General features: G+C 60.7%; 14 protein-coding genes. 8 read left to right on the top strand and 6 right to left on the bottom strand.

The window, feature by feature from the left end:
• Positions 1-98: 98 nt before the first annotated feature.
• Together J3P75_RS06145 and metR are read left to right on the top strand one after the other, a co-directional pair.
• A complete protein-coding gene (locus J3P75_RS06145; protein WP_434709654.1) occupies positions 99-5,639 on the top strand; it encodes a dermonecrotic toxin domain-containing protein in 5,541 nt (1,846 codons plus the stop codon).
• 155 nt (positions 5,640-5,794) lie between these two features.
• Entirely contained in the window at positions 5,795-6,712 is a 918-nt protein-coding gene (gene metR / locus J3P75_RS06140; RefSeq protein WP_434709653.1) for a transcriptional regulator MetR, read from the top strand.
• Between the two features lie 156 nt (positions 6,713-6,868).
• Here the strand turns inward: metR and J3P75_RS06135 are convergent, their stop codons facing one another.
• The 4 genes from J3P75_RS06135 to J3P75_RS06120 all read right to left on the bottom strand — a co-directional run bounded on the left by J3P75_RS06135 (position 6,869) and on the right by J3P75_RS06120 (position 9,888).
• Positions 6,869-7,366 carry a GNAT family N-acetyltransferase gene (locus J3P75_RS06135; protein WP_434709652.1) on the bottom strand — a complete coding sequence of 166 codons (498 nt, stop codon included), beginning with the start codon at positions 7,364-7,366 and terminating at the stop codon, positions 6,869-6,871.
• Between the two features lie 2 nt (positions 7,367-7,368).
• Positions 7,369-8,007, bottom strand: a complete 639-nt coding sequence (locus J3P75_RS06130; protein WP_434709651.1) for a LysE family translocator — start codon at positions 8,005-8,007, stop codon at positions 7,369-7,371.
• Positions 8,008-8,030: 23 nt separating this feature from the next.
• On the bottom strand, positions 8,031-8,465 hold the full coding sequence (locus J3P75_RS06125; protein WP_434709650.1) for an NUDIX hydrolase: 435 nt from the start codon (positions 8,463-8,465) through the stop codon (positions 8,031-8,033).
• A 64-nt stretch (positions 8,466-8,529) separates the two neighbouring features.
• Positions 8,530-9,888 (bottom strand): HD domain-containing phosphohydrolase, encoded by a 1,359-nt coding sequence (locus tag J3P75_RS06120; protein ID WP_434709649.1) that lies wholly within the window; start codon positions 9,886-9,888, stop codon positions 8,530-8,532.
• A gap of 292 nt (positions 9,889-10,180) precedes the next feature.
• Here J3P75_RS06120 and J3P75_RS06115 point away from each other — a divergent pair, with 292 nt between their 5' ends.
• Genes J3P75_RS06115 through J3P75_RS06100 form a run of 4 tightly spaced genes read left to right on the top strand, consistent with a single transcriptional unit; the run spans position 10,181 to position 16,228 of the window.
• On the top strand, positions 10,181-12,052 hold the full coding sequence (locus J3P75_RS06115; RefSeq protein ID WP_434709648.1) for a putative bifunctional diguanylate cyclase/phosphodiesterase: 1,872 nt from the start codon (positions 10,181-10,183) through the stop codon (positions 12,050-12,052).
• Positions 12,040-13,017 (top strand): cytochrome-c peroxidase, encoded by a 978-nt coding sequence (locus J3P75_RS06110; protein ID WP_434709647.1) that lies wholly within the window; start codon positions 12,040-12,042, stop codon positions 13,015-13,017. The genes J3P75_RS06115 and J3P75_RS06110 overlap by 13 nt, the downstream gene beginning before the upstream one ends.
• Positions 13,014-14,828 (top strand): DAHL domain-containing protein, encoded by a 1,815-nt coding sequence (locus J3P75_RS06105; protein WP_434709646.1) that lies wholly within the window; start codon positions 13,014-13,016, stop codon positions 14,826-14,828. Before J3P75_RS06110 ends, J3P75_RS06105 begins: the two co-directional genes overlap by 4 nt.
• Positions 14,825-16,228, top strand: a complete 1,404-nt coding sequence (locus J3P75_RS06100; RefSeq protein ID WP_434709645.1) for an ATP-binding protein — start codon at positions 14,825-14,827, stop codon at positions 16,226-16,228. The genes J3P75_RS06105 and J3P75_RS06100 overlap by 4 nt, the downstream gene beginning before the upstream one ends.
• Before the next feature lie 7 nt (positions 16,229-16,235).
• Here J3P75_RS06100 and J3P75_RS06095 read toward each other — a convergent pair whose 3' ends face one another.
• Entirely contained in the window at positions 16,236-17,561 is a 1,326-nt protein-coding gene (locus tag J3P75_RS06095) for an APC family permease (protein WP_434709644.1), read from the bottom strand.
• Positions 17,562-17,859: 298 nt separating this feature from the next.
• Positions 17,860-18,699: a carbon-nitrogen hydrolase family protein gene (locus tag J3P75_RS06090; protein WP_434709643.1), complete on the bottom strand. Its 840-nt coding sequence runs from the start codon at positions 18,697-18,699 to the stop codon at positions 17,860-17,862.
• Between the two features lie 124 nt (positions 18,700-18,823).
• On the opposite strand from J3P75_RS06090, the gene J3P75_RS06085 reads away from it, so the two are divergent.
• Together J3P75_RS06085 and J3P75_RS06080 are read left to right on the top strand one after the other, a co-directional pair.
• Positions 18,824-19,624 (top strand): response regulator transcription factor, encoded by an 801-nt coding sequence (locus J3P75_RS06085; protein WP_434709642.1) that lies wholly within the window; start codon positions 18,824-18,826, stop codon positions 19,622-19,624.
• 173 nt (positions 19,625-19,797) lie between these two features.
• Positions 19,798-21,417 (top strand): FMN-binding glutamate synthase family protein, encoded by a 1,620-nt coding sequence (locus J3P75_RS06080; RefSeq protein WP_434709641.1) that lies wholly within the window; start codon positions 19,798-19,800, stop codon positions 21,415-21,417.
• Positions 21,418-21,457: the final 40 nt, after the last annotated feature.

Genomic DNA, 21,457 nt, shown 5'->3' with positions numbered 1-21,457 from the left:
TGCAAACAATATCCATGTACCGCCATGGTCCGAAGCGAACTGTTTTGAATGAACCGCACAGGAGCGGATACCCCGCTCCCCCTTGCGAGTCATCCACCATGCTCGAACCCCTTACCCTCGATTTGCCGCCCGCACCCCCGGAGTCGTTCGCGGCGACCCTGGCACTGCCTGAAACCATCGACGAAAGTTTGCTGCTACAGGCCAATCAGCGCTGGCGCGACAGCAGCAATGGCTTGCGCGAATTGTTTGCGAGCAGTCCCGCACTGCGCGATACGATCAACGCGTCGCTGCGGCGACAACTGCAACTGGACGGCGAAAAAACCGGATTCAACTTCATAGCCAGCCAAACGCAGCCAGAGCATTTCGTCAGCCTTACCGATGCCTGCGCTTTTGTCGTACAACATCCGACGCTGGAAGACTCGCTCGACCAGCGCTGCCACGTCGTCGGCCTGACGCCCGGTCATCCTCTGTACGCACTGAGGCCGTCGCAACTGCTGGAAAAGCTCAAGCCGCTCGACCCGCAGAGCGCCCACGCCACACGCTGGTCCGAATTCTGGGAAGCACGCGCACCTGGCACACCGGTTTCGCGACGCACACGCGCCAGCGAACTGTACCGAGCGCATTTCCAAGCCAGCGCTGACGCCGCCTACGCCAATAAAATCATCAACGCCGAACAGCTCGAGCTCCTGCAGCACATCGTTGACTCAGGTTCCACCCCAGTGACTTTCAAAGGTCAGTCGGTGCATCTGGAAAAACCGGCTCTGGTGTTGAGTAACCACAGCAAAGTCAAACTCCCGGGGGCTTGGGTCATCCGCGCGGGTGACCCGGCAACATCGCGAACGCTGCTCTACCTGCCCTGCCGCCCTCTGTGTATCCAGGCGTTCGACACTCGAGCGGAGATGCAAACGTGGCTGGCCGGCCAGGTGCAGATTCCCACCGGTCTGCCACGTCAGATCCTGCGCTTCGATTACAGCGCAGCGACAGACCCGATGATCACCGGCGCCAGCGATCTGTTCGCCGATCGCCATCATGCGCAAATCAATGCCTTGCGTCATACCAACCGGGGCAACCCCGGCTTGCGCGAACACGGTGCGCAGGCGCTGCTGCACGTCGAGCTGATTGACCACCAACGCAGCACAGCGATCATCGTCGCCGCGCCGGCCCAGGCGCGCACCGCCCCGGAGATCACGGCGAGTGACGACCAGCCGTTGTTTGGCAGCTTGTCCGCAGGCATTCCGCTTACCCTCAGGCATGCCGCGCTCAAGCGCGAGCGCGAGGCCCTCGAACGTCTGTTGGCCAACGACCGCGACGGCGTGCGTCTTCAACAATGTCGGGACGCACTGAAAGCGCTGGAAACCGCCGAGCAAGCCTGCGAAAGCGCCTGCACCTCGTTGCTCGAGAGCGCCCCGATTTCTGACACGACGTTCGCTGCGATTTATCAGGCTCACAAAGATGGCTTGTACGCCGAAGCGAAGCTGCAAGCGCTGCTGGGACACATCGACAGCGCGGAACACGACCTGCTCAAAGCCGTGCTGGACAACCCTGTGGCAGGCACACGGGAAACAGATCTGGTCGCGGCCAGCCTGACTCTGTCGCTGAGCGAAACCCGCGACGCAGCCGCCACGGTGCAGCGCGAAACGCTTAAGGGCGTACTGGTGTTCACTCGGCAAGCGGCACTGACGGACAGCGCGTCCGACACGAGTCTGCTGCTTTACTGCCCCGGCAACGGCGGTGGCCTGCAGCGTTTCAGCGATCGCCGGGCATTGGCGCTCGCACTGTTAAAAATTGACCATCAGGACAGCGAATCCGCTTTGCAACTCAACGCTGTTACCTCGGACCCGCTGCAGCATTGCCTCAACGTGCTGATCGCCGATTGCCAAATGCAGGCCGCCCGGTTGCGCGACCAATCCGGGCACGCCGATGCACTGGAAATTCTCCGCCAGGATTGCACAGCCGCTATGCAGGTCCCGGTCAGCGCGGCCAGAGGTCTGATGTTCGCGCATGTGCAGGAGCAGGAACGCAGCGGCGTGTTGGCCACTCATCTGCCGGGCTGGCTGGTGCATTTGCAGAAAAGCGAGCGGATTGTGCTCAAACAACTCATCCAGGCGTACATCGAGGCGATGGGTAAAAGTCATGCGCTGATGACCCTGGCACTGGAACCGCGCGACGACTTCACCCGCAAACATCTGTACGCGCGCCTGCGCAAGGATTTCAACACCGAGGGCTATTTTTCCGTGCAGGTCGAATTGCCAGATTCGACCAGAACCGAAACGGTGGTGGAACCCAGCCCCGCCGGCCCGCGCCGTAAAACCGTGATCGTGCCTGGCGCCACGTACAGCAGGATGTCACTGGAAGACCTTGCCCAGCTGAATATCGACAACGTTCAATCAGTGCTCAATGACGCCCTGTCGCAGCGCCTGGTTTTCATGCGCCTGGACGTCAATGCCGCGCGCCGACAGGATCGCAACCGTCTGCTCAACGGCATCAACCTGAGCTATCTGCGTAAAGTCCTGCCGCAGCTGGACCTGCCCAAGGCCTATGAGCGCAGGATCCATGAAGCCTTCCATGGCGCGCCCGACGAGCCGCTGTACGTCCGGGAGCATCGACGCGAAAGCCTGATCGAACCCTGGCGCCTGCTGTTGAAAATCCAGTGTGCCAATGCGCGGGCACAGAAACACCTCAGTCGAGATGACGCTGAGGTGGTGGACATCGCGATCGATGCCAATACCGCAGACGCCTGGCTCGCCAGGGGCAAGCGCATCGTGCTGTTGCCGGTTTCGCTTAAAACCGGCGGCAAAGACACCCCGCGTGAAGGCCCGGTGACCTTGTCCGGCGTGACCTTCATTGAAGAGCAGATCAGCGGCACCACTGTGCTGTACCTGCCGGACAGTCCGGATGAGCAATTCTTTCGCTGTTACGACAGCCTCGAAGCGGCGCGCAAAGGGCTGTTCAGACTGTGCGCAACTGACCGTTGGAGTGCATACCTGGCGGGCAAGGCCTTGCACGGCAATGTTCGCGCGCACATCAGCCGCATCGGCCAGGCGGTGGAAAAAAACTTCGACGCCATTATCGACATTGGCACGCGCTGGCCGGCGAGCACTTCGCTGGCCGCGCACCTGCTCGACGCGCACAAGGGGCGTTTGCTCGAGGCTCATCGCGGCAGCTCGCGCTCCAACGATGAACTGTTCTTCGAGCGCTACGCACTGAAAGGGCCACGCGCGTTCAACTACATAAAAATGGCGCTGGGCATGGTGCCTTTCGTCGGCACCGTCGTGGCGCTGTACGACGCCTGGACTGCCGCCAATCAGGCCGTGGCAGCGTTTTTGCGCGGCGAGGTGGCGGATGGCCTGGCGGAAATCGAGACAATGTTTCTCTCGTTGATCGACGCGCTCATGGATCTGCTGCCGGGCGAAGCGGTGGCCTCGACCCTCTCGCGCACCACCCGCGCTCTGACACGTACACGCCAGTTGCATACGCTGCTGGGCAACGTCTCGGCCTTGCATGGCAAAACGCAGCGGCAGGCCCGGCATGTGCTCGCCCGTTTCCGCGATTACGACTACGAACAACCGCTGTCGCTGACCGGAGTCAAGCCAGGCAGCCACGGTCTTTACCGGGGTATTTATCGACATGTCGACGGCGATTTCATCGAACGTCAGGGGCGTATCTACCAAGTGGAACTGGGCACGGGCTCACGCCACTGGCGCCTGTTCGGCAATTCGCGCAAGTCCTACAAACAACCGATCGCGCTGGATGAAACCGGCCATTGGGATACCTGGTACGGCGTTTACGGAACCGCCAGCGCGGACGGCTTGCGTGGTGGCGGCAACGTCGCCGGGCATCTGGCCGATGCGCTGGACCCGTACTGGCCTCCGGTGGTTCGCCAGCGCTTGCCACGCTGGTGGGCAGAGCGCACGTTTCGTCGGCATCAGCAGCTGGAACTCGAGACCGAACGGCTGGCTCATGTCATCGACAGCAAGATCGAGGCGCACAAGACCGCCATACTGGCTTTCCAGGACGCCAGCCCGGCCGACCAGCGCGCGCTGCTGCCGGCAGCCGAAACGGCGTGCCTTGAAGATATCCGCCTGTCTGTTCAGCGCTATGAGGCCCTGGCTGAGTTGAAACCGCTCACCAGCGGCAATAAGCAAGCCTCCGTCAACCGGGTGCAAAGCTCCCTTGCTCAGCGACTGACTTCGCGATACGCCATGCGCTCGGGTCAGGTGTCCACAGCGTCTGTCATGGTCCTGGAGGACGTCATGCGGCTGAGCAGGACAGTCAACGCTTTACCTCCAGGCGCACGGACGCGGCGACTGGCAATGTTTGCTCAGATTCGCGAGTTGCAGCTGGACTACGTGAAAAAGTTCGAGGTACTGGAAGACCTCAGGACCAAAGTCAATCAGTGGAGTGAACGCATCACCTTGAAATCCGACAAGGCCACTCAGTTCGGCATTGTCGAACTCATCAACAGCCAACACAGCGACGCACGTCTGCTCTATCACAAAACCTACATTCGCCTGGATCTGGTCAAGAATTACAGCTATGACAATGACGTTTCCTGGATGTACTTCCGCGAGCGCACAGACGAACTCTGGAAGCAGACCAGACAGGCCGCGACCACCCAGTACGACCTGCCGAACATTCAGACCACTGCGCAGAATCGCAGCCGCATGCTTGAGGAGTGTCTGGATGTCTACACCCGCTTCCGACGGCAGATGACCATCTGGAGGACGGCCTATCCAGAGCATTTTCATCAGGACACCGTCGAACCACTGCTTGATGGCCTGGAGCAGATGGCCGGTCGCGCCCGCCGAGGCGTCATCGACCCACCGGCGCCGAAAACACCCGGCCAGCCGGCCCAACGGGTTTTCACCACCGAGGACGGCAGCCTGCTGTACGGCACGGAACGCTTCGACACGAAGTCGCAGCGGCGGATTTATGAACGCAAACTCAGAGAGGGTGAAGTGCAGATCTGGGAGCAAGGCGCCGACGGTCGCTCGCGTAAGATCGGCCCTCAGGCTCCATTACCCGAGGCACCACCCGTCACCCTCGCGGCTCTGGTCAGTGATGCCCGGCAGCGTCTGGACAGAATTCCTGCCTACCGCGCCAGCGTGCACAGCAATGCCGACCGGGGCATGTTGCCGGTCGATCTGCAACACATGATGGACTCCCAGGCCAGCGAGCTGAACACCCGCGCCGACCGCATCGCCGGCAGATCTGCGCAGCATCCGCTGATCCAGCGATTGCGTGATGAAGCCGCCGAGCTTAGCGTTGCCGGGCGCACCCTGCGCACCGAACGCTCATTGACCAGCCTGAAGCCTACCGATGGCATGCTCGATGACCTGATCGGTCAAGGCGCCGTGGACATACGCCGAACGCTGCCGATCAAATTGCTCGGCAGGCGCGGCGGCCATCCGGACTACCTGCAGGAATACGAAATCTGGAACATTTCGCGCGAACCCGAACAATTGCTGTGGTACGCGCATTTTCACTACCGCAACGCGACACCGGTGTTCGAGCGCTTCGAAACCGCGCATTTGAAATTGCCCCAGCACCGTTTTTTGACCCATGCCGATGATGCGACGCTGCCCTATGCGAAAATCGGCAAACAATCGGTTGTGCTTGGGCATTTCGAGCGGGTTTGAATCCAACGCCCGATCTTGCTTACAGTCAGTAATGACCATGAGCAAGATCGACTGGCGCTGACTTCGAAGGTGCTCCGTTGTCGACAACCGGATTATCATGAGACAAACTCAACAATTATCCAGTTATCACAAGTTTTTCTCATGGAGCCATACGGGTGCTTGAAATCCGCCACTTGAAGACGCTTCACGCCCTGCGCGATGCCGACAGCCTCGTCGATGCTGCCGACCGCCTGCACCTGACGCAGTCGGCGTTATCGCATCAGTTCAAGGAACTCGAAGAGCGCCTGGGCATGGCGCTGTTCGTGCGCAAGACCAAACCGGTGCGTTTCACCAGCGCCGGTTTGCGCCTGCTGCAACTGGCCGACGCGACCCTGCCACTGCTGCGCGCCGCCGAGCGCGACATTGGCCGTCTGGCCGGTGGCACGGCCGGGCGCCTGCACATGGCGATCGAATGCCACAGTTGCTTTCAGTGGCTGATGCCGACGATCGACCAGTTCCGTGACGCCTGGCCTGAGGTTGAACTCGACCTCGCTTCAGGCTTCTCCTTCGCGCCGCTGCCGGCGCTGGCCCGTGGCGATCTGGATCTGGTGGTGAGTTCCGATCCGCTGGACATCGCCGGCATCACGTATGTGCCGCTGTTCACCTACGAGGCCATGCTCGCGGTGGCCAATCAGCACGCGCTGGCGAGCAAGCCGTACATAGTCCCGGAAGACTTGCTCAGCGAAACCCTGATCACCTATCCGGTGGAGCGTGACCGCCTCGATATCTTCACGCGTTTTCTCGAACCGGCCGATATCGAACCGGCGCAGGTGCGCACCTCGGAGCTGACGGTGATGATGATGCAACTGGTCGCCAGCGGCCGCGGTGTCTGCGGCATGCCGCACTGGGCGCTGCATGAATACAGTTCGCGCGGTTACGTGAAAGGCAAGCGCCTCGGCGAGAAGGGCTTGTTCGCGACGCTGTATGCGGCGATTCGCACCGACATGCTCGATGCGCCGTACATGCGCGATTTCCTGCTGACGGCCAAGGACACCTCGTTCTCGACCCTGGACGGCGTCAGCGCCGTGCGCTGAACCGCTTGAGCAGTAGGCCCCCCTGCTGTGTTCGATCGTTCCCCACGCTCCGCGTGGGAATGCAGCCCGGGACGCTCCGCGTCCCTTCTGAAGCCGAACGCAGAGCGTCCGTAGAGGCATTCCCACGCAGAGCATGGGAACGATCATCTGCGCGGCTCAGATCTCGCGCCACATGTGGATTTTGTCGAAGTAGTCTTCCCCCACCCGCACCGCCAGCGGTTCGAGGCCGTACTGGATGAAGCCGCAGCGCTGGTAGAGGTTGAACGCGGCCGCATTGCCAGCGGTGACGGTCAATTGGATGAGTTTCAGCTCGGAATGGTTTCGCGCTTCGGCGAGGGCCGCCTGCACCAGCTCGAAGCCCAAACCGTGCTGACGAAAGTCCGCCGACACATACATGCCAAACAACGTGGCTTTGTGTCGGGCCTTCTCGCGTGGCTCGAATGCCAGGCCGACGATCCCGGCCAGCGAACTGCCCTCGAACGCACCCAAGACCACATCGAGCTTGCTGGTCAGGCGCCCTTCCCACCAGCTCAACGGCATCACCGCACGCTCGCGCACGCTTGAGGTGAACGCCTGCGGATGGCGGTCGTAGGCTTCGAGCATCAGTTCGCGATAAGCCAGCGCATGACTGGCGTCCAGCCGTTCGATCCACATGTTCAGGCCGTCTTGCGCTGTTCGAGCATCAGGCGCACGGCCAGACCGCCGAGCACAAACCCCATCACATAACGTTGCAGCGACAGCCACGTCGGATTGCGCACAAACCACGCAGCAATGCCCGCGGCAAACAACGCGATCAGCAGATTGACGCTGAAACTGACGCTGATCTGGGTAAGGCCCAGAACGATGCTTTGCGCGAATACCGAGCCATGTTCAGGGCTGATGAACTGCGGAAACACCGACAGATAGAACACCGCAATCTTCGGGTTCAGTGCACTGGTGAGAAAGCCCATGGTGATCAGTTTGCGCGATGAATCCGCCGGCAGTTGCTGCGCCTCGAACGGCGAACGAGCCCCCGGTTTTACCGCTTGCCAGGCCAGCCACAGCAGGTACAGCGCACCCGCCCACTTCAACACTTCATAGGCCATTGGCACGGCCAGAAACACCGCAGTCAAACCCGCCGCTGCCGCGAACATATGCACGAAAAATCCACCGACCACGCCCAGCAACGACGTCACACCGGCCCGGCGACCCTGACAGATCGAACGCGAGATCAGATAAATCATGTTCGGCCCCGGTGTCAGCACCATCAACAACGCAGCGGCGGCAAAAATCAGCAGGTCTTGAAGCGGGATCATGGCAAAGTTCCTTGCGTGAATGATCAGGCGAGTGCGCTCAGTGAACGGCGATAAAACGGCAGGATGTGTTCGCGTGTCAATGGCGCCAGTTCAACGGCGGGATCTGTGGCCGGATCGACCCAGATGGCTTCCTCGATTTCCGCCGCCGGGCAGACGTCAACTGCGATGGTCAGCTGGAAAATCTGTGCATACACGACAAACCCCGGCTCGTTGGCTGCTGGTGCGGAAAACTCGCCAAGGAATTGCGCTTGCGCAGGATCGATCTGCAGCCCGAGTTCTTCTTCCAGCTCGCGCGCGAGGGCATGCACCGGTTCTTCGCCGGCTTCAATCTTGCCCCCCGGTTGCATGAACGCCGTGGTACCGCGTTTGCGCACCAGCAAGGTCTGCCCTTGCGGGTTGAGCAGCAGCGCAGCAGCGATATGGAGGGTGCGGGGCGAAGCGTCAGAAGTCAGCGGCATGAGGCGGAAAATCCCTGGGGCAAAAAACCAAGGATCCCATGCCCGAGCTCCGCCGTCATGCGCGTCAGCCCTGTGCCTCGAGCGCGGCCACTGGCTCCTCGGGTTCTTTGACGAAGACCCGGTACTTGCCACCCTCCATGGCTTCGAAGGCAATCAGCTTCTCGATCAACGGGCCGCTGAGCACCTTGCCAGTGTTGAGCAGGAGCATGCCGTTATCGGCATTGAGGTTACGCGCCAGAATCATGCCGGCGGCCAGCTCGCGGGTGTTGAGTACCTTGACTTGCGGGTCGATCAGGGCGACATCGTTGAGCAATGTCATACAGACCTCGATGAACGCCTCAACCAGCTCCGGATCGTACAGGCGGCCACTGTACTGACGCAGGTACAGCAGCGCTTCGTCGTTGTTCATCTGCCGTTCGAGAATCAAGCCGCGTTGCAGTTCGACGAAGTCCACCGCCAGTTTCAGCAACCGCGAGCCGAACGGAATCGCCTCACCCTTGAGCCGGTCGGGAAAACCACTGCCGTCCCAATGCTCCTGATGATGCAGAATCAGCCGGGCGGCATCTTTCATCGGATCAAGGGTCATCAGCAGCGATTCGCTCTGCTTCGGATAGCCGCGATAACGCTCGCGCTCTGCCGAATGCAGCAGGTCCGACGGCGTGACCATCATCGAATCCGGCCAGCTCAGTTTGCCGATGTTGTACAACGCTGCGGCCATGGTCAGGTCGCGACTCGACGCTTCGTCCAGGCCATGGACCTTGCTGTAGCCGCGCACCAGCTCGATGATCTGCCGGTTGGTCTGCTTGGCGGGCGGCAAGCGCAGGTTGGCCAGCAGCGAGAACACTTCCGTGCCGGTGACGTAGCTGCGTTTGAGCTCTTCGTACGCCAGATCGAGCATGTCGGCGGTCTGCTGCAACTCGGCAGTGCGCGCCGCGACGTGTTTTTCCAGCGAAGTGTTGAGCTGTTTGAGCTGGGCATTCTGCGCCCGGGCCAGACGCTCCAGACGTTGCCGTTCACGCTCCGAATGTTGATGCTCCAGCGCCTGGCGCAGGATCAGCAGCAATTCTTCATCGTTCCACGGCTTGCTGATGTAACGGTGGATCTGCCCGTCATTGATCGCCTTGATGATGGCGCTGGGGTCGGCGTAACCGGTCAGCATGATGCGCAGAGCCCCCGGATGACGTTCGCGCACCTGCGCCAGCAACGTCGCGCCGTCCATGCCGGGCATGCGCGCATCGCTCATCACCAGATCGACCGGTTGCTGCGCCAGCAGGTCCAGCGCCTGGGCACCGCTGGTGGCCAGCAGAACATCATAGGGCTGACCGCGTAACAAGCGGCGCAGACTGTTGAGAATGGATTCTTCGTCGTCGACCAGCAGCACCTTCGGTCGCTGACTCGGCGTGGGCGTGGTTGGCTCTTCCATGGCTGGGCCTCAAGCAAAACAGTGGACATGAACGATGCGCAGCACACCCCCCGGTGTCCCGGCGCCTGCTTCAAGGCTAGATGATTTTTTACACTTTCACGCAAAACTTCTGCCGGCGCTCGCAGGCAAAATGGCGAGGCGCCAACTACGCTCAATCGAGTAAACGACTGCGGTCGTCGAACAGATCCAGGACGAGGGCAAGGATGTTCCCGATGACAACAGCGTGTGTATCGCGAGCAACCCCAACGCTCAGGGCCTGGGCTCACTTGGCCGATGTCGGGGGGCACAGGAGATGAAGACACCCTTCGCACAAACCAATCGACGCATCCTGATCATTGACGACACACCGGCGATTCACGATGACTTTCGCAAGATCCTCGCGCCACGCGCTCAGGACGAAGTCGAGTTGCAGCAGCTGGAGCAAACGCTGTTTGGCGATGCACAAGCGCCGCATCTGACCTTTGAGCTCGATTCGGCCTATCAAGGCCAGGACGCCCTCACCCTGGTCGAGCGCGCGCTGCACGCAGGCAATCCATATGCGCTGGCCTTCATCGACATGCGCATGCCGCCCGGCTGGGATGGCCTGGAAACCATCGAACAATTGTGGCGGGTCGATCCGAACCTGCAGATCGCCTTGTGCACGGCTTACAGCGATTACAGCTGGGAAGCGATGGCCGAGCGGCTGGAATTCGGCGATCAATTGCTGATCCTGAAAAAACCCTTCGACAGCCTGGAAATCCGCCAGATGGCCAATGCCCTGACCTGGAAGTGGCAGCTCGCTCAGGATGCGGCGCTGAAGATGCTCAGCCTGGAGCGCACGATCGAGGCCCGGGTTCACGAACTGCTCAAGGTTTCGCATCTGTTGCAATACGATTCGCTCACCGGACTGCCCAACAGCACCCTGCTCGGCGATCGTTTGAGCCAGGCACTGGCGAACTGCCGCAGGCATGACAAACAACTGCTGGTGATGTTCCTCGGCCTGGACCGCTTCAAGCGCATCAACAATGCAATGGGACACCCGGCCGGCGACGAAATGCTCAAGCGCACCGGCCAGCAGTTGTCGTCCTGCGTACGCGACTCGGACTCGGTGTTTCGCTACGGCGCCGACGAGTTTGTGGTGATCCTCGGCGACATCAATTCCCCCCAGCAAATCCACGGCATCGCCGAGAAACTGCTCGCGGCCATTCGCCAACCACAGACCATTGCCGGCCACGAGATCAGCGTGTCCGCCAGCCTGGGCATGAGCCTCTATCCCGAGGACGGGCTGGAGGCCACCGAACTGGTCAAGAAAGCCGAAACCGCGATGCACAACGTCAAGGAGCACGGCCCCGGTTCCAGCGCCTTCTTCATCGAAGCCATGAACCAGCGCGCCCGTGAACAGCACAGCATCGAATCCGGCCTGCGCCGCGCCTTGCAGCAACACGAATTCGTCCTCCACTATCAGCCGAAAATCGATCTGCGCAGTACTGCCGTGGTCGGCGCCGAAGCGCTGGTGCGCTGGCAGAAGCCCGGACAGGCGCTGATCTATCCGGGCGACTTCATTGCCGTGGCCGAAGACAGCGGACTGATCGTGCCACTGAGTCAGTGGGTGCTCGCCGAAGCCTGCCGCCAGGCGCGCGCGTGGCAACGGGCCGGGCTGCCATCGATCAGCCTGTCGGTGAATATCTCGCCGATTGATTTTCGTCAGCCTGGATTCGTCGACAGCATCGAGCGAGTACTGGAGCAGTCCGGGCTGGCCGCGCAAATTCTCGAACTGGAAATAACCGAAGGCGTATTGATGCAGAACGTCGAGGCGACGATGACCGCGCTCAATCGTTTGAAAGCGCTGGGCGTGCGGCTGGCCATCGATGATTTCGGCACCGGCTATTCGAGCCTGAGTTACCTGCGTCGGTTTCCCATCGATGTGCTGAAGATCGATCAGTCATTCATTCGCGGCTTGAGCTGCGACAGCAACGATGCCGCCCTTGTCGATGCGATCATCAGCCTGGGCAGGAGTCTGAGTCTCAAGGTCATTGCCGAAGGCATCGAGACGGCCGAGCAACTGGCCTTTCTCAAGGATCACCAATGCGAAGAAGGCCAGGGTTATTATTTCAGCCAGGCACTGCCGGCGGCGGCATTCGCCCACTGGCTCGCTCAGGGAAAAAGCGCCCCATGCAGTCACTGAGCCGTCTGTCGAAAGGCCTGTGGCGGTGCGTTTGGGCACTGCTGCTGGGCCTGTGCGCTGGCAGCGCTACAGCCGAACCGCTGAATGAGCCACTCAAACCCTTACCCACCGCGACACGCCAGAGCCCGGAGCGCGTGGCCCTCGGCCGGCAGCTGTTCCATGATCCCCGGCTATCGGTCAATAACACCCTGTCCTGCGCCAGTTGCCACCAACTGGAAAAGAGCGGCGCCGATGACCGCGCGCGCTCCCTGGGTTTCGACGGCCTGCCGGTGGCGGTCAACACACCCACGGTGTTCAACGCCAGCCTCAACTTTCGGCAGTTCTGGGACGGTCGCGTCGAGACGCTCGAAGAGCAGACTGATGTGGTCATCACCAGCCCGCATGAAATGGGCAGCGACTGGGCCACCGTTGTAAAACGCATCGGCGAGGACGCTGATTACCCGCGCAAGTTTGCCGCGATCTACCCGGACGGCGTCACCAAGACCAATATCCAGCGGTCACTTGCAGCCTTCGAACGCACCTTGTTGACCCCCGGTTCGCGCTTCGATCAATACCTGCTGGGCGACACCGCCGCCATCAGCTACGAGGAAAAACAAGGTTATCAGCGCTTCAAGGATTACGGCTGCATTGCCTGTCATCAGGGGGTGAACATCGGTGGCAACATGTTTCAGAAGTTCGGTGTGTTCGGCGATTACATTGCCGATCGCGGCCAGGTAACCGAGGCCGATCAGGGGCGCTTCAATGTCACCGGCGACGAGGCTGATCGTTCGGTGTTCAAGGTGCCCAGCCTGCGCAACGTCGCCCTGACCGCGCCGTACTTTCACGACGGCTCGGCGGCGACCCTCGAGCGGGCAGTGGACGTCATGTTTCAGTATCAATTGGGACGCATGCCGAGCGCCGAAGACAAAAGCCTGATCGTGCTGTTTCTCCAGACCCTGAGCGGCCAATGGGAGGGCAAGCCATGATGGACGTTTCGCGGCGCCGCAGCCTGCTGATGCTGACGCTGATCGCCTCGGTGCTGGCCTCGGTACTGCTGTTTCTGTACATCAAGTCCAGCGCCGACCAGACCCTGATGTATACCGAATCGCGGGATCTGATCCGGCAGATCAAACAACAGGATTCACTGTGGGAAAACGAAATCCTCAAGGCCAGGGTGGCGATTTCTCACAACTACGACCCACTGGTGTCGCCGCTCAATGCCATCAACCAGCTCTGGGAACGCTTCGACGCTATCGAATCAGGTTTCGGACGCAACCACGGAGCGCAATGGAATCAGGCGCACAGTGATTTTCTGCAGGCCATCAAAGAGAAAACCCGCCTGGTCGAGCAGTTCAAATCGCACAACGCCCTGTTGCGCAACTCCCTGGCGTTCCTGCCGACCGCCGAGGACGATATCCAGCAGCAACTGGCCAACCTGCCCGACTTCGACAAACTGCAGTTGCAGAACATCACCACCGACACCTACGACCTGCTGCTCAGTGCCCTGGAATACGCCCAGGTCACCAGTGCCGAGCGCGCCGCTGAAATCGATCTGGGGCTGAACAAACTGGCGGTGAATGCGCAACGGTTGCCGCAGGAATTCCAGGCACCGATCAGGATTCTCAGTAATCACATCGCGCTGATCGGGCGAGAGCAGCCGGTGGTCAATCAGTTGCTCGAAAGCATCGAAGCGATTCCCGTGGCCGAACGCCTGGACACCATCACCACCCTGCTCGACCGCGACCAGCAGCGGGCCGAAAAAATTGATCGGCAATATCACTTCTACATGCTGCTGTTCTCCGTGCTGCTGGTGCTGTCACTGGTGGTTCTGGCTATTCGCCTGATCGGTAGTTTTTCCGAAATCAACCGGGTCAATGCGGCGCTGCAAACCGCCAACGATGTGCTTGAAGAACGGGTCGAGGAACGCACCCGCGAACTGAAAAGCGCGCAGAGCGAACTGCTCGACGCGGCGCGTCAGGCCGGGATGGCGGAGATTGCCACCAACGTTTTGCACAACGTCGGCAACGTGCTCAACAGCGTCAACATTTCTGCCGACCTGATCGCGCGCAAGTTACGCAACAGCAAGACTCAGGGCCTGGGCAAAGCCATGCAACTGATCAACGAACACCCCGACGATCTCGGCGTATTCCTGCAAGACGATACCAAAGGCAAATTGCTCCCCGGCTACCTCAACCAGCTGGTTGGCGCCATCGCTCAGGAACAACAGGAGATGACCGACGAGTTGACGCAAATGAGCAAAAGCGTCGACCACATCAAGGACATCGTCGCCACCCAGCAATCCTATGCCGGCGCCAGCAGCATGACCGAGCCGCTGTTTATCGACGAACTGCTCGAAGACGCCTTGCGCATGAACGCCGGCGCCCTGACCCGCCATCACGTCACGGTGGTCAGGGACTACGGCGACGTGCCGCAAGTGATGGGCGACAAACACCGGTTGCTGTTGATACTGGTCAACCTCATCAGTAACGCCAAGTACGCGATGTCGGACCTGAGTAATCGTCCGCGCACCATGACCCTGGCGGTGAAGACCGTCGATGACAGCTTTTTGCAGATCAGCGTCAAGGACGATGGCGAGGGCATCGCCGCGGAAAACATGACGCGGATCTTTGCCCACGGCTTCACCACCCGCAAGGAAGGCCACGGCTTCGGCCTGCACAGCTGCGCTCTGGCCGCGATCGAGATGAATGGCCATCTCAGCGCCCACAGCGACGGCCCGGGCAAAGGCGCGCTGTTCACCTTGCAGATACCGCTGATTACCGTAACGGAGCACGCATGAGCGAACTGTCGAACCGCCGCATTCTGTTGATCGACGACATGCCGTCGATTCATGAAGACTTTCGCAAGATTCTCACCCCCGCGACGGCGCAGTCAGCGGAGCTGGACGAGATGGAAGCCGCCCTGTTCGGCGCCCAGGCTCGTCCCCAGCGGCCGTTGCTGGAGCTGGATTCGGCCTACGGCGGCGAGGAAGGGCTGGGCAAGCTGATCCAGGCGCTGCAAGAGCAGCGCCCATACGCATTGGCCTTTGTCGACATGCGCATGCCTGACGGCTGGGACGGGGCGAAAACCATCGAACACCTCTGGCAGCACGATCCGCAGTTGCAGGTTGTGGTCTGCACCGCCTATTCGGATTACTCCTGGGACGAATTGCTCGACCGTCTGCAGGCGCACGACCGATTGCTGATTCTGAAAAAGCCGTTCGACAATATCGAAGTGCAGCAGATGGCCAATACCCTGCTGACCAAATGGCAGATGACCGAAAAGGCTTCATTGCAAATGCACCATCTGGAGCATCTGGTTGACCAGCGCACCGTGCAGTTCAAACAGGCCAGCGAAGCCCTGCAACGGGAAATCGATGAGCGCAAGCAACTCGAAGGCCAACTGGTGCAGTCGGAAAAACTCGCCTCGCTGGGGCAACTGGCGGCGGGTGTCGCCCATGAAATCAACAACCCGATCGGCTTCATTTCCTCCAACCTCGGCTCCCTCGACGGCTACTTCAAACAGTTGCTGTCGCTGCTCGACGCGTACCAGAGCTCTGCGCCAACCCCTGACAGCGAAGCCGCCGCCAGACTGCAGCGCCTGCGTGAAGAGGCGGAGCTGGATTTTCTCCTCGAGGACATTCCACTGCTGATTCGCGAGTCCAAGGAAGGCATCGGCCGGGTCGGCCAGATCGTCAAAGACCTGAAAGACTTTTCCCGCGTCGACAACAATCAGCAGTGGCAGTGGGCCAATTTGCAGCAAGGCATCGAGTCGACCCTGAATATCGTCGCCAGCGAACTGAAGTACAAGGCCGACGTGATCAAGGATTACCAGCCGTTACCGGACATCGAATGCCTGCCGTCGCAGATCAATCAGGTGATCATGAACCTGGTAGTCAACGCGGCTCAGGCCATGGGGCCGGAGCGCGGCACCATCACCTTGCGCACCGGCCTGCAGCAAGACATGGCCTGGGTCGAGGTCGCCGACACCGGGTCGGGCATCGCGCCGGACACGCTGCAGAAAATCTTCGATCCGTTCTTCACCACCAAACCGGTCGGTCAGGGCACCGGGCTTGGGCTGTCGCTGTCTTACGGCATCGTCAAAAAACATGGCGGCGACATACAGGTGCGCAGCGAACTGGGCGTGGGCACGACGTTCCGTGTCGAGCTGCCCATGCGCCAGAACCGCCCGGCCGCCTGAGGCAGAATCAGCTCGCTTCCTGAAAATCCAGCTCCGGCGGCTGGCGACGGAAACCGCCGGTAAGCACGGCCAGGTACACCACGCCAATCGCCAGCCAGCTCAGGCCCAGGTACACCGCGAGGTGATCAAGGCTGACCATCAGCCAGACATCGGCAACCAGTCCGATAAACGGGAAGAGTAAAAACAGCACGAACTCACGCAGCCCCTTTTTCTCGCCGCCGATCCAGTAATGAAAGATCACCGACAGGTTGACCAGGCTGAATGCCAGAAAAGCGCCGAAGTTGATGAACGAGGTCGAGGTGGTCACGTCGAGCTTGAGCGCCAGCAACGCCACCGCGGCGCACAGCAGAATGCTGTTGACCGGTGTGCCGAAGCGCGCGTGCAGCGTGCCGAAGAAGGATTTCGGCAGCACGCCGTCGCGGCCCATGGCAAACAGCAGGCGCGAGCCGCTGGCTTGCGCCGCCAGCCCCGACGCGAACTGGCCGACGATCAGGCCGATGAGGAAGATCGACACGAACAGGTCGCCACCGATGTTGCGCGCAATTTCATAGGCCGCCGAGTCGACGCTGTCGAACTGAAATGACGGATGCGCCATTTGCACGAAGTACGAGACGCCGACGAAGATCAGCCCGCCAATCAAGGTAATCAACATGATTGCCCGCGGAATGGTGCGACGCGGGTCGCGGGTTTCTTCGGTCAGGGTGCTGACCGCATCGAAACCGAGGAACGAATAACAGGCGATCGCTGCACCGCTCATGATCAACGGCATCTGCAGGTCGCCATTGAAGAACGGCTCGATCGACCACAACGGCGTGCTGGCATCGCCGCCAATGTAGTGCACGCACAGCGCGACGAACGCGATCAACACCAGAAACTGCACCAGCATCAGCAAAGCGTTGATGCCGTTGGCCAGTTTCAGGCCGATGATGTTGATCGCACTGGTGATGCCGATAAAGGCCAGCACCCACAGCCATTGCGGGATTGAGGGGAACGCCGAGGCCAGATACGCCGCGCCGATCAACCAGATCGCCATCGGCAGAAACAGGTAATCGAGCAACACCGCCCAACCGGCAATAAAACCGAGCTTGGGGCTGATCGCCTTGCGCACATAGCTGTAGGCGGAACCGGCGACCGGGAACGCGGCGGCCATACGGCCGTAACTCATCGCGGTGAAAAACATTGCCACCAGCGCGGCAAGATAAGCCGCCGGAACCAGTCCTGCGGTGGTCTGGGCGAGGATGCCGAAGGTGCCGAGAACGATGATCGGGGTCATATAGGCGATGCCGAACAGCACCACCGCCCCCAGTGAAAGGGTGCGTTGCAAACGAGCCATGGGCGACTTACTCCGAATTATTGGTTTTATGGCAGAGCCGGGTGCGGCAAAGTTTTTTCGGGGGTGTTTTTTTGTTGTGGTGTTACGTGGTTTTTGTGTTGCTGATCGTTCCCACGCTCTGCGTGGCAATGCCTCAATGGACGCTCCGCGTCCGCTCCTGGGACGCCGAGCGTCCCGGGCTGCGTTCCCACGCAAAGCGTGGGAACGATCAGGAGAGAACCCATGTTCAACTGGGTCTTGCAGGTCGACGTACCTCGAACAATCAACTCGGTCAGTCCCCTCTCCCACCGGGAGAGGGTTAGGGTGAGGGCAGCGGTTCTCGCCGTGGAATAAACAACTCGCGAACACCATCGCTACGCTCCACCACCTCCCCCGGCAACTTCAAACGCTGATCATCCAGATAGCGATAATCCCTGCGCGCAATCTGCAACTGCGCAAAATCGAGCTCGACACTGAACTGCCCTTCTTCACGCCCGGCCTCGAACAACAGCGCCCCCAGCGGATCGACCAGCGCGCTGCCGCCGGCAAACACCAGACCGTCGTCCCCGGCCTCGACGCGATTGACCATCAGCGCAAACGCCTGATTCTCCTGAGCGCGGGCCATGATCGCGGTGCGGTGGGTCGGGCCGTACGGGTCCATGTTGCCGTTGGTCACGATCAACAGGTCGGCGCCCAGTTGCGCCAGGGCTCGGGCAGACTCCGGGAATTCGATGTCGTAGCAGATCAGCAGACCGACGCGCACGCCGTTCCACATGCAGGTCGCGTAACGGTCGCCGGGCTCGAACACGCCGCGATCAGAGGCCCATAGATGGGTCTTGCGGTATTTCAGGGCGATGCCTTCAGGGGTAAGCAACAGGGTGGTGTTGTAGAAGCGACCGTTGTCGTTTTCGGCCATGCCGATTACCACGGCGATATTGCGTTCGCGCGCCGCCGCCAGCACGGCGCTGATGCTCGGGCCGTCGACGGGTTCGGCGATCTGCGCCACGGTCTCGCGGTTCGGGAAGCCCATCAGATGGGTCTCTGGAAACACCAGCAATTGCGTGTCGGCGGCACAGGCGGCGATGGCTGCCAAGGCACGTTGCAGGTTGTACGCCGTGTCGTTGTCACGGCCCGCCAGTTGGGCGAGTTCGACTTTCATGAATGTTCCTTGTTATCGCACCGGGTGCGGAAAGATTGCCCGGCCTCTGTCTGTGGGCCAGTATGCGCAGCAAGCAACCGGCCAGGGAATTACGCGGCCGGGGTAACCCGATAGGGGTAGATCGATGACACTTTCGCTGGATGACATCACCTGGCACCGCGCTGTCGGGCAACTGATCGATGCGCTAGACAAGCCGAATTTCTGGGCACAACTGCTGCGCTTGCTTGAACAGTACGTGCCGTTCGATAGCTGGGTGGTGCTGCTGTTCAGTGCTGATCAGCGCCCGCAAGTCTTCGCCGAAAGCCCCGGCGAAGACGGCAGCCCCGATCCGTTGTTTCAGGATTATCTGCGCGGCCTGTACCTGCTCGACCCGTTCTACATCGCCTGCCGCGAGCAATCGCGCACCGGCCTGTATCGCCTCTCGGAAGTGGCGCCGGAACATTTCGAACTGACCGAGTATTACCAGCGATACTTTCGTCTGAATGTGGTCGCCGATGAAATCCAGTTCAATTGCCAGCTCGAAGGCGAGCGCACCTTGTGCCTGTCGCTGGGCAGTGAAAAACCTTTCACTGGCGAACAGATTGCTCTGCTGTCTTTGATTCAACCCTGGGTACTGGGCCTGTTGCGCCAGCGCCTGCCGTACGAGATCAACGAAACCGTCGCCCTCGCTGCCGCGCCAGCGCCAGCCGACTGGCGGGTGCAACTGGAAGCCTCGGTGCAGCAACTCAAAGGCGCGCAACTGACCGCCCGCGAACTGGATGTCGGGCGCTTGATGCTCAGCGGTTGCTCCAGTAAAGAAATCGCCCGCAAGCTGGAAATTTCCGTGGAAACCGTGAAAGTCCATAAGAAACACATGTACAGCAAGCTGGGGATCAAATCCCAGTCCGAGCTGTTTTCGATTTTTCTGCAAGCACAGAACGCCTGATCATTTGGTGAAGTTGCTTTTTTGTGGGAGCGGGCCTGCTCGCGAATGCGTCAGATCAGACAATAATTTTTCTACTGACAGGGCGCTTTCGCGAGCAGGCTTGCTCCCACAGGGATTTTGTACGTTCCTGAGCCTTTCGCCGAAATCTCTGAGTCCGAACCCAAGGAAACCGTATGAGCCTGTCACTGCTGAGCCGCTACGCCTTCTTTGCCGTCTGCGTGGTGTTCACCCTCGCCAGCCTGCCCTTTCTGCAACATGACTGGCTCTGGCCGATCACCGCCGTCACGGGCGTGTTGAGCCTGATCGGTCTGTTCGACCTGCTGCAGAGTCCCCACGCGGTGCGGCGCAATTACCCGATTCTGGGCAACATCCGTTATCTGGTCGAAGGCATCCGCCCGGAGATCCGCCAGTACCTGCTGGAATCCGACAGCGACGCCCTGCCCTTCTCCCGCGCCCAGCGTTCGCTGGTGTATTCGCGGGCGAAAAATGAAACTGCGGACAAACCGTTCGGCACGCTGATCGACGTCTATCAGTCGGGTTTCGAATTCATCGGCCACTCGATGCGCCCGGCGCCGCTGAGCGACCCGAGCGGTTTCCGCGTCACCGTCGGCGGCCCGCAATGCAGCCAGCCGTATTCGGCCTCGGTGTTCAATATCTCGGCGATGAGCTTCGGCTCACTCAGCGCCAACGCGATTCGCGCGCTGAACCAGGGCGCGAAACTCGGAAATTTCGCCCACGACACCGGTGAAGGCAGCATCAGCCCGTATCACCGCGAACACGGCGGCGACCTGACCTGGGAATTGGGCAGCGGCTACTTCGGCTGCCGCACCAGCGACGGCCGTTTCGACCCGGAGCGCTTCGCCGTGCAGGCGCAGAACCCGCAAGTGCGAATGATCGAAATCAAGATGAGCCAGGGCGCCAAACCCGGCCACGGCGGCATCCTGCCCAAGCACAAGGTCACTCGGGAAATCGCCGACACCCGCGGCATCATGATGGGCGAAGACTGTGTCTCACCGTCGCGCCACAGCGCGTTTTCCACGCCGCTGGAAATGATGCATTTCATCCAGCAACTGCGTGAACTGTCCGGCGGCAAACCGGTGGGCTTCAAGTTCTGCCTCGGCCACCCATGGGAGTTCATGGGCATTGCCAAAGCCATGCTGGAAACCGGGATTCTTCCGGACTTCATCGTCGTTGACGGCAAGGAAGGCGGCACCGGCGCCGCGCCCGTGGAGTTCACCGACCACATCGGCGTGCCGATGCGCGAGGGCCTGCTGTTCGTCCACAACACGCTGGTCGGCCTGAACCTTCGCGACAAGATCAAACTTGGCGCCAGCGGCAAGATTGTCAGCGCCTTCGACATTGCCAGCGTGCTAGCCATCGGCGCCGACTGGGCCAACTCCGCGCGCGGCTTCATGTTCGCCATCGGCTGCATCCAGTCGCAAAGCTGCCACACCAACAAATGCCCGACTGGCGTCGCCACGCAGGACGCGCTGCGCCAACGCGCGCTGGTCGTGCCGGACAAGGCCCAGCGCGTATTCAACTTCCACCGCAACACGCTCAAGGCGCTGGCAGAAATGCTCGCCGCCGCAGGGCTTGATCATCCGTCGCAACTGTCGGCCAAGCACTTGGTGCGACGCATGTCGGCGACCGAGATCAAGCTGTTCTCGCAGTTGCATGTGTTTTTGAAGCCGGGGGAATTGCTCACTGGGGAAGTGAACGGCGAGTTTTATTCGCGGATGTGGCAGATGGCGCGGGCGGACAGTTTTGAGCCGCAGGAAGTGGCCGCTGCCTGAAACACAGCGGGCGTACAGAAATGTACGCCCGCTTTGCGAC

The organism is Pseudomonas sp. R1-1 (assembly GCF_051132135.1).
GTDB lineage: Bacteria > Pseudomonadota > Gammaproteobacteria > Pseudomonadales > Pseudomonadaceae > Aquipseudomonas.
Note: the sequence above shows the minus strand (reverse complement) of the source record. Positions and strands in the feature narration are given on the sequence as shown.

Bases quoted from the DNA above. Each gene is read 5' to 3' on its own strand.
- J3P75_RS06145 (WP_434709654.1), top strand. From the start codon at position 99: ATGCTCGAACCCCTTACCCTCGATTTGCCGCCCGCACCCCCGGAGTCG.
- J3P75_RS06135 (WP_434709652.1), bottom strand. From the start codon at position 7,366: ATGTGGATCGAACGGCTGGACGCCAGTCATGCGCTGGCTTATCGCGAA.
- J3P75_RS06130 (WP_434709651.1), bottom strand. From the start codon at position 8,007: ATGATCCCGCTTCAAGACCTGCTGATTTTTGCCGCCGCTGCGTTGTTG.
- J3P75_RS06125 (WP_434709650.1), bottom strand. From the start codon at position 8,465: ATGCCGCTGACTTCTGACGCTTCGCCCCGCACCCTCCATATCGCTGCT.
- J3P75_RS06120 (WP_434709649.1), bottom strand. From the start codon at position 9,888: ATGGAAGAGCCAACCACGCCCACGCCGAGTCAGCGACCGAAGGTGCTG.
- J3P75_RS06115 (WP_434709648.1), top strand. From the start codon at position 10,181: ATGAAGACACCCTTCGCACAAACCAATCGACGCATCCTGATCATTGAC.
- J3P75_RS06110 (WP_434709647.1), top strand. From the start codon at position 12,040: ATGCAGTCACTGAGCCGTCTGTCGAAAGGCCTGTGGCGGTGCGTTTGG.
- J3P75_RS06105 (WP_434709646.1), top strand. From the start codon at position 13,014: ATGATGGACGTTTCGCGGCGCCGCAGCCTGCTGATGCTGACGCTGATC.
- J3P75_RS06100 (WP_434709645.1), top strand. From the start codon at position 14,825: ATGAGCGAACTGTCGAACCGCCGCATTCTGTTGATCGACGACATGCCG.
- J3P75_RS06095 (WP_434709644.1), bottom strand. From the start codon at position 17,561: ATGGCTCGTTTGCAACGCACCCTTTCACTGGGGGCGGTGGTGCTGTTC.
- J3P75_RS06090 (WP_434709643.1), bottom strand. From the start codon at position 18,699: ATGAAAGTCGAACTCGCCCAACTGGCGGGCCGTGACAACGACACGGCG.
- J3P75_RS06085 (WP_434709642.1), top strand. From the start codon at position 18,824: ATGACACTTTCGCTGGATGACATCACCTGGCACCGCGCTGTCGGGCAA.
- J3P75_RS06080 (WP_434709641.1), top strand. From the start codon at position 19,798: ATGAGCCTGTCACTGCTGAGCCGCTACGCCTTCTTTGCCGTCTGCGTG.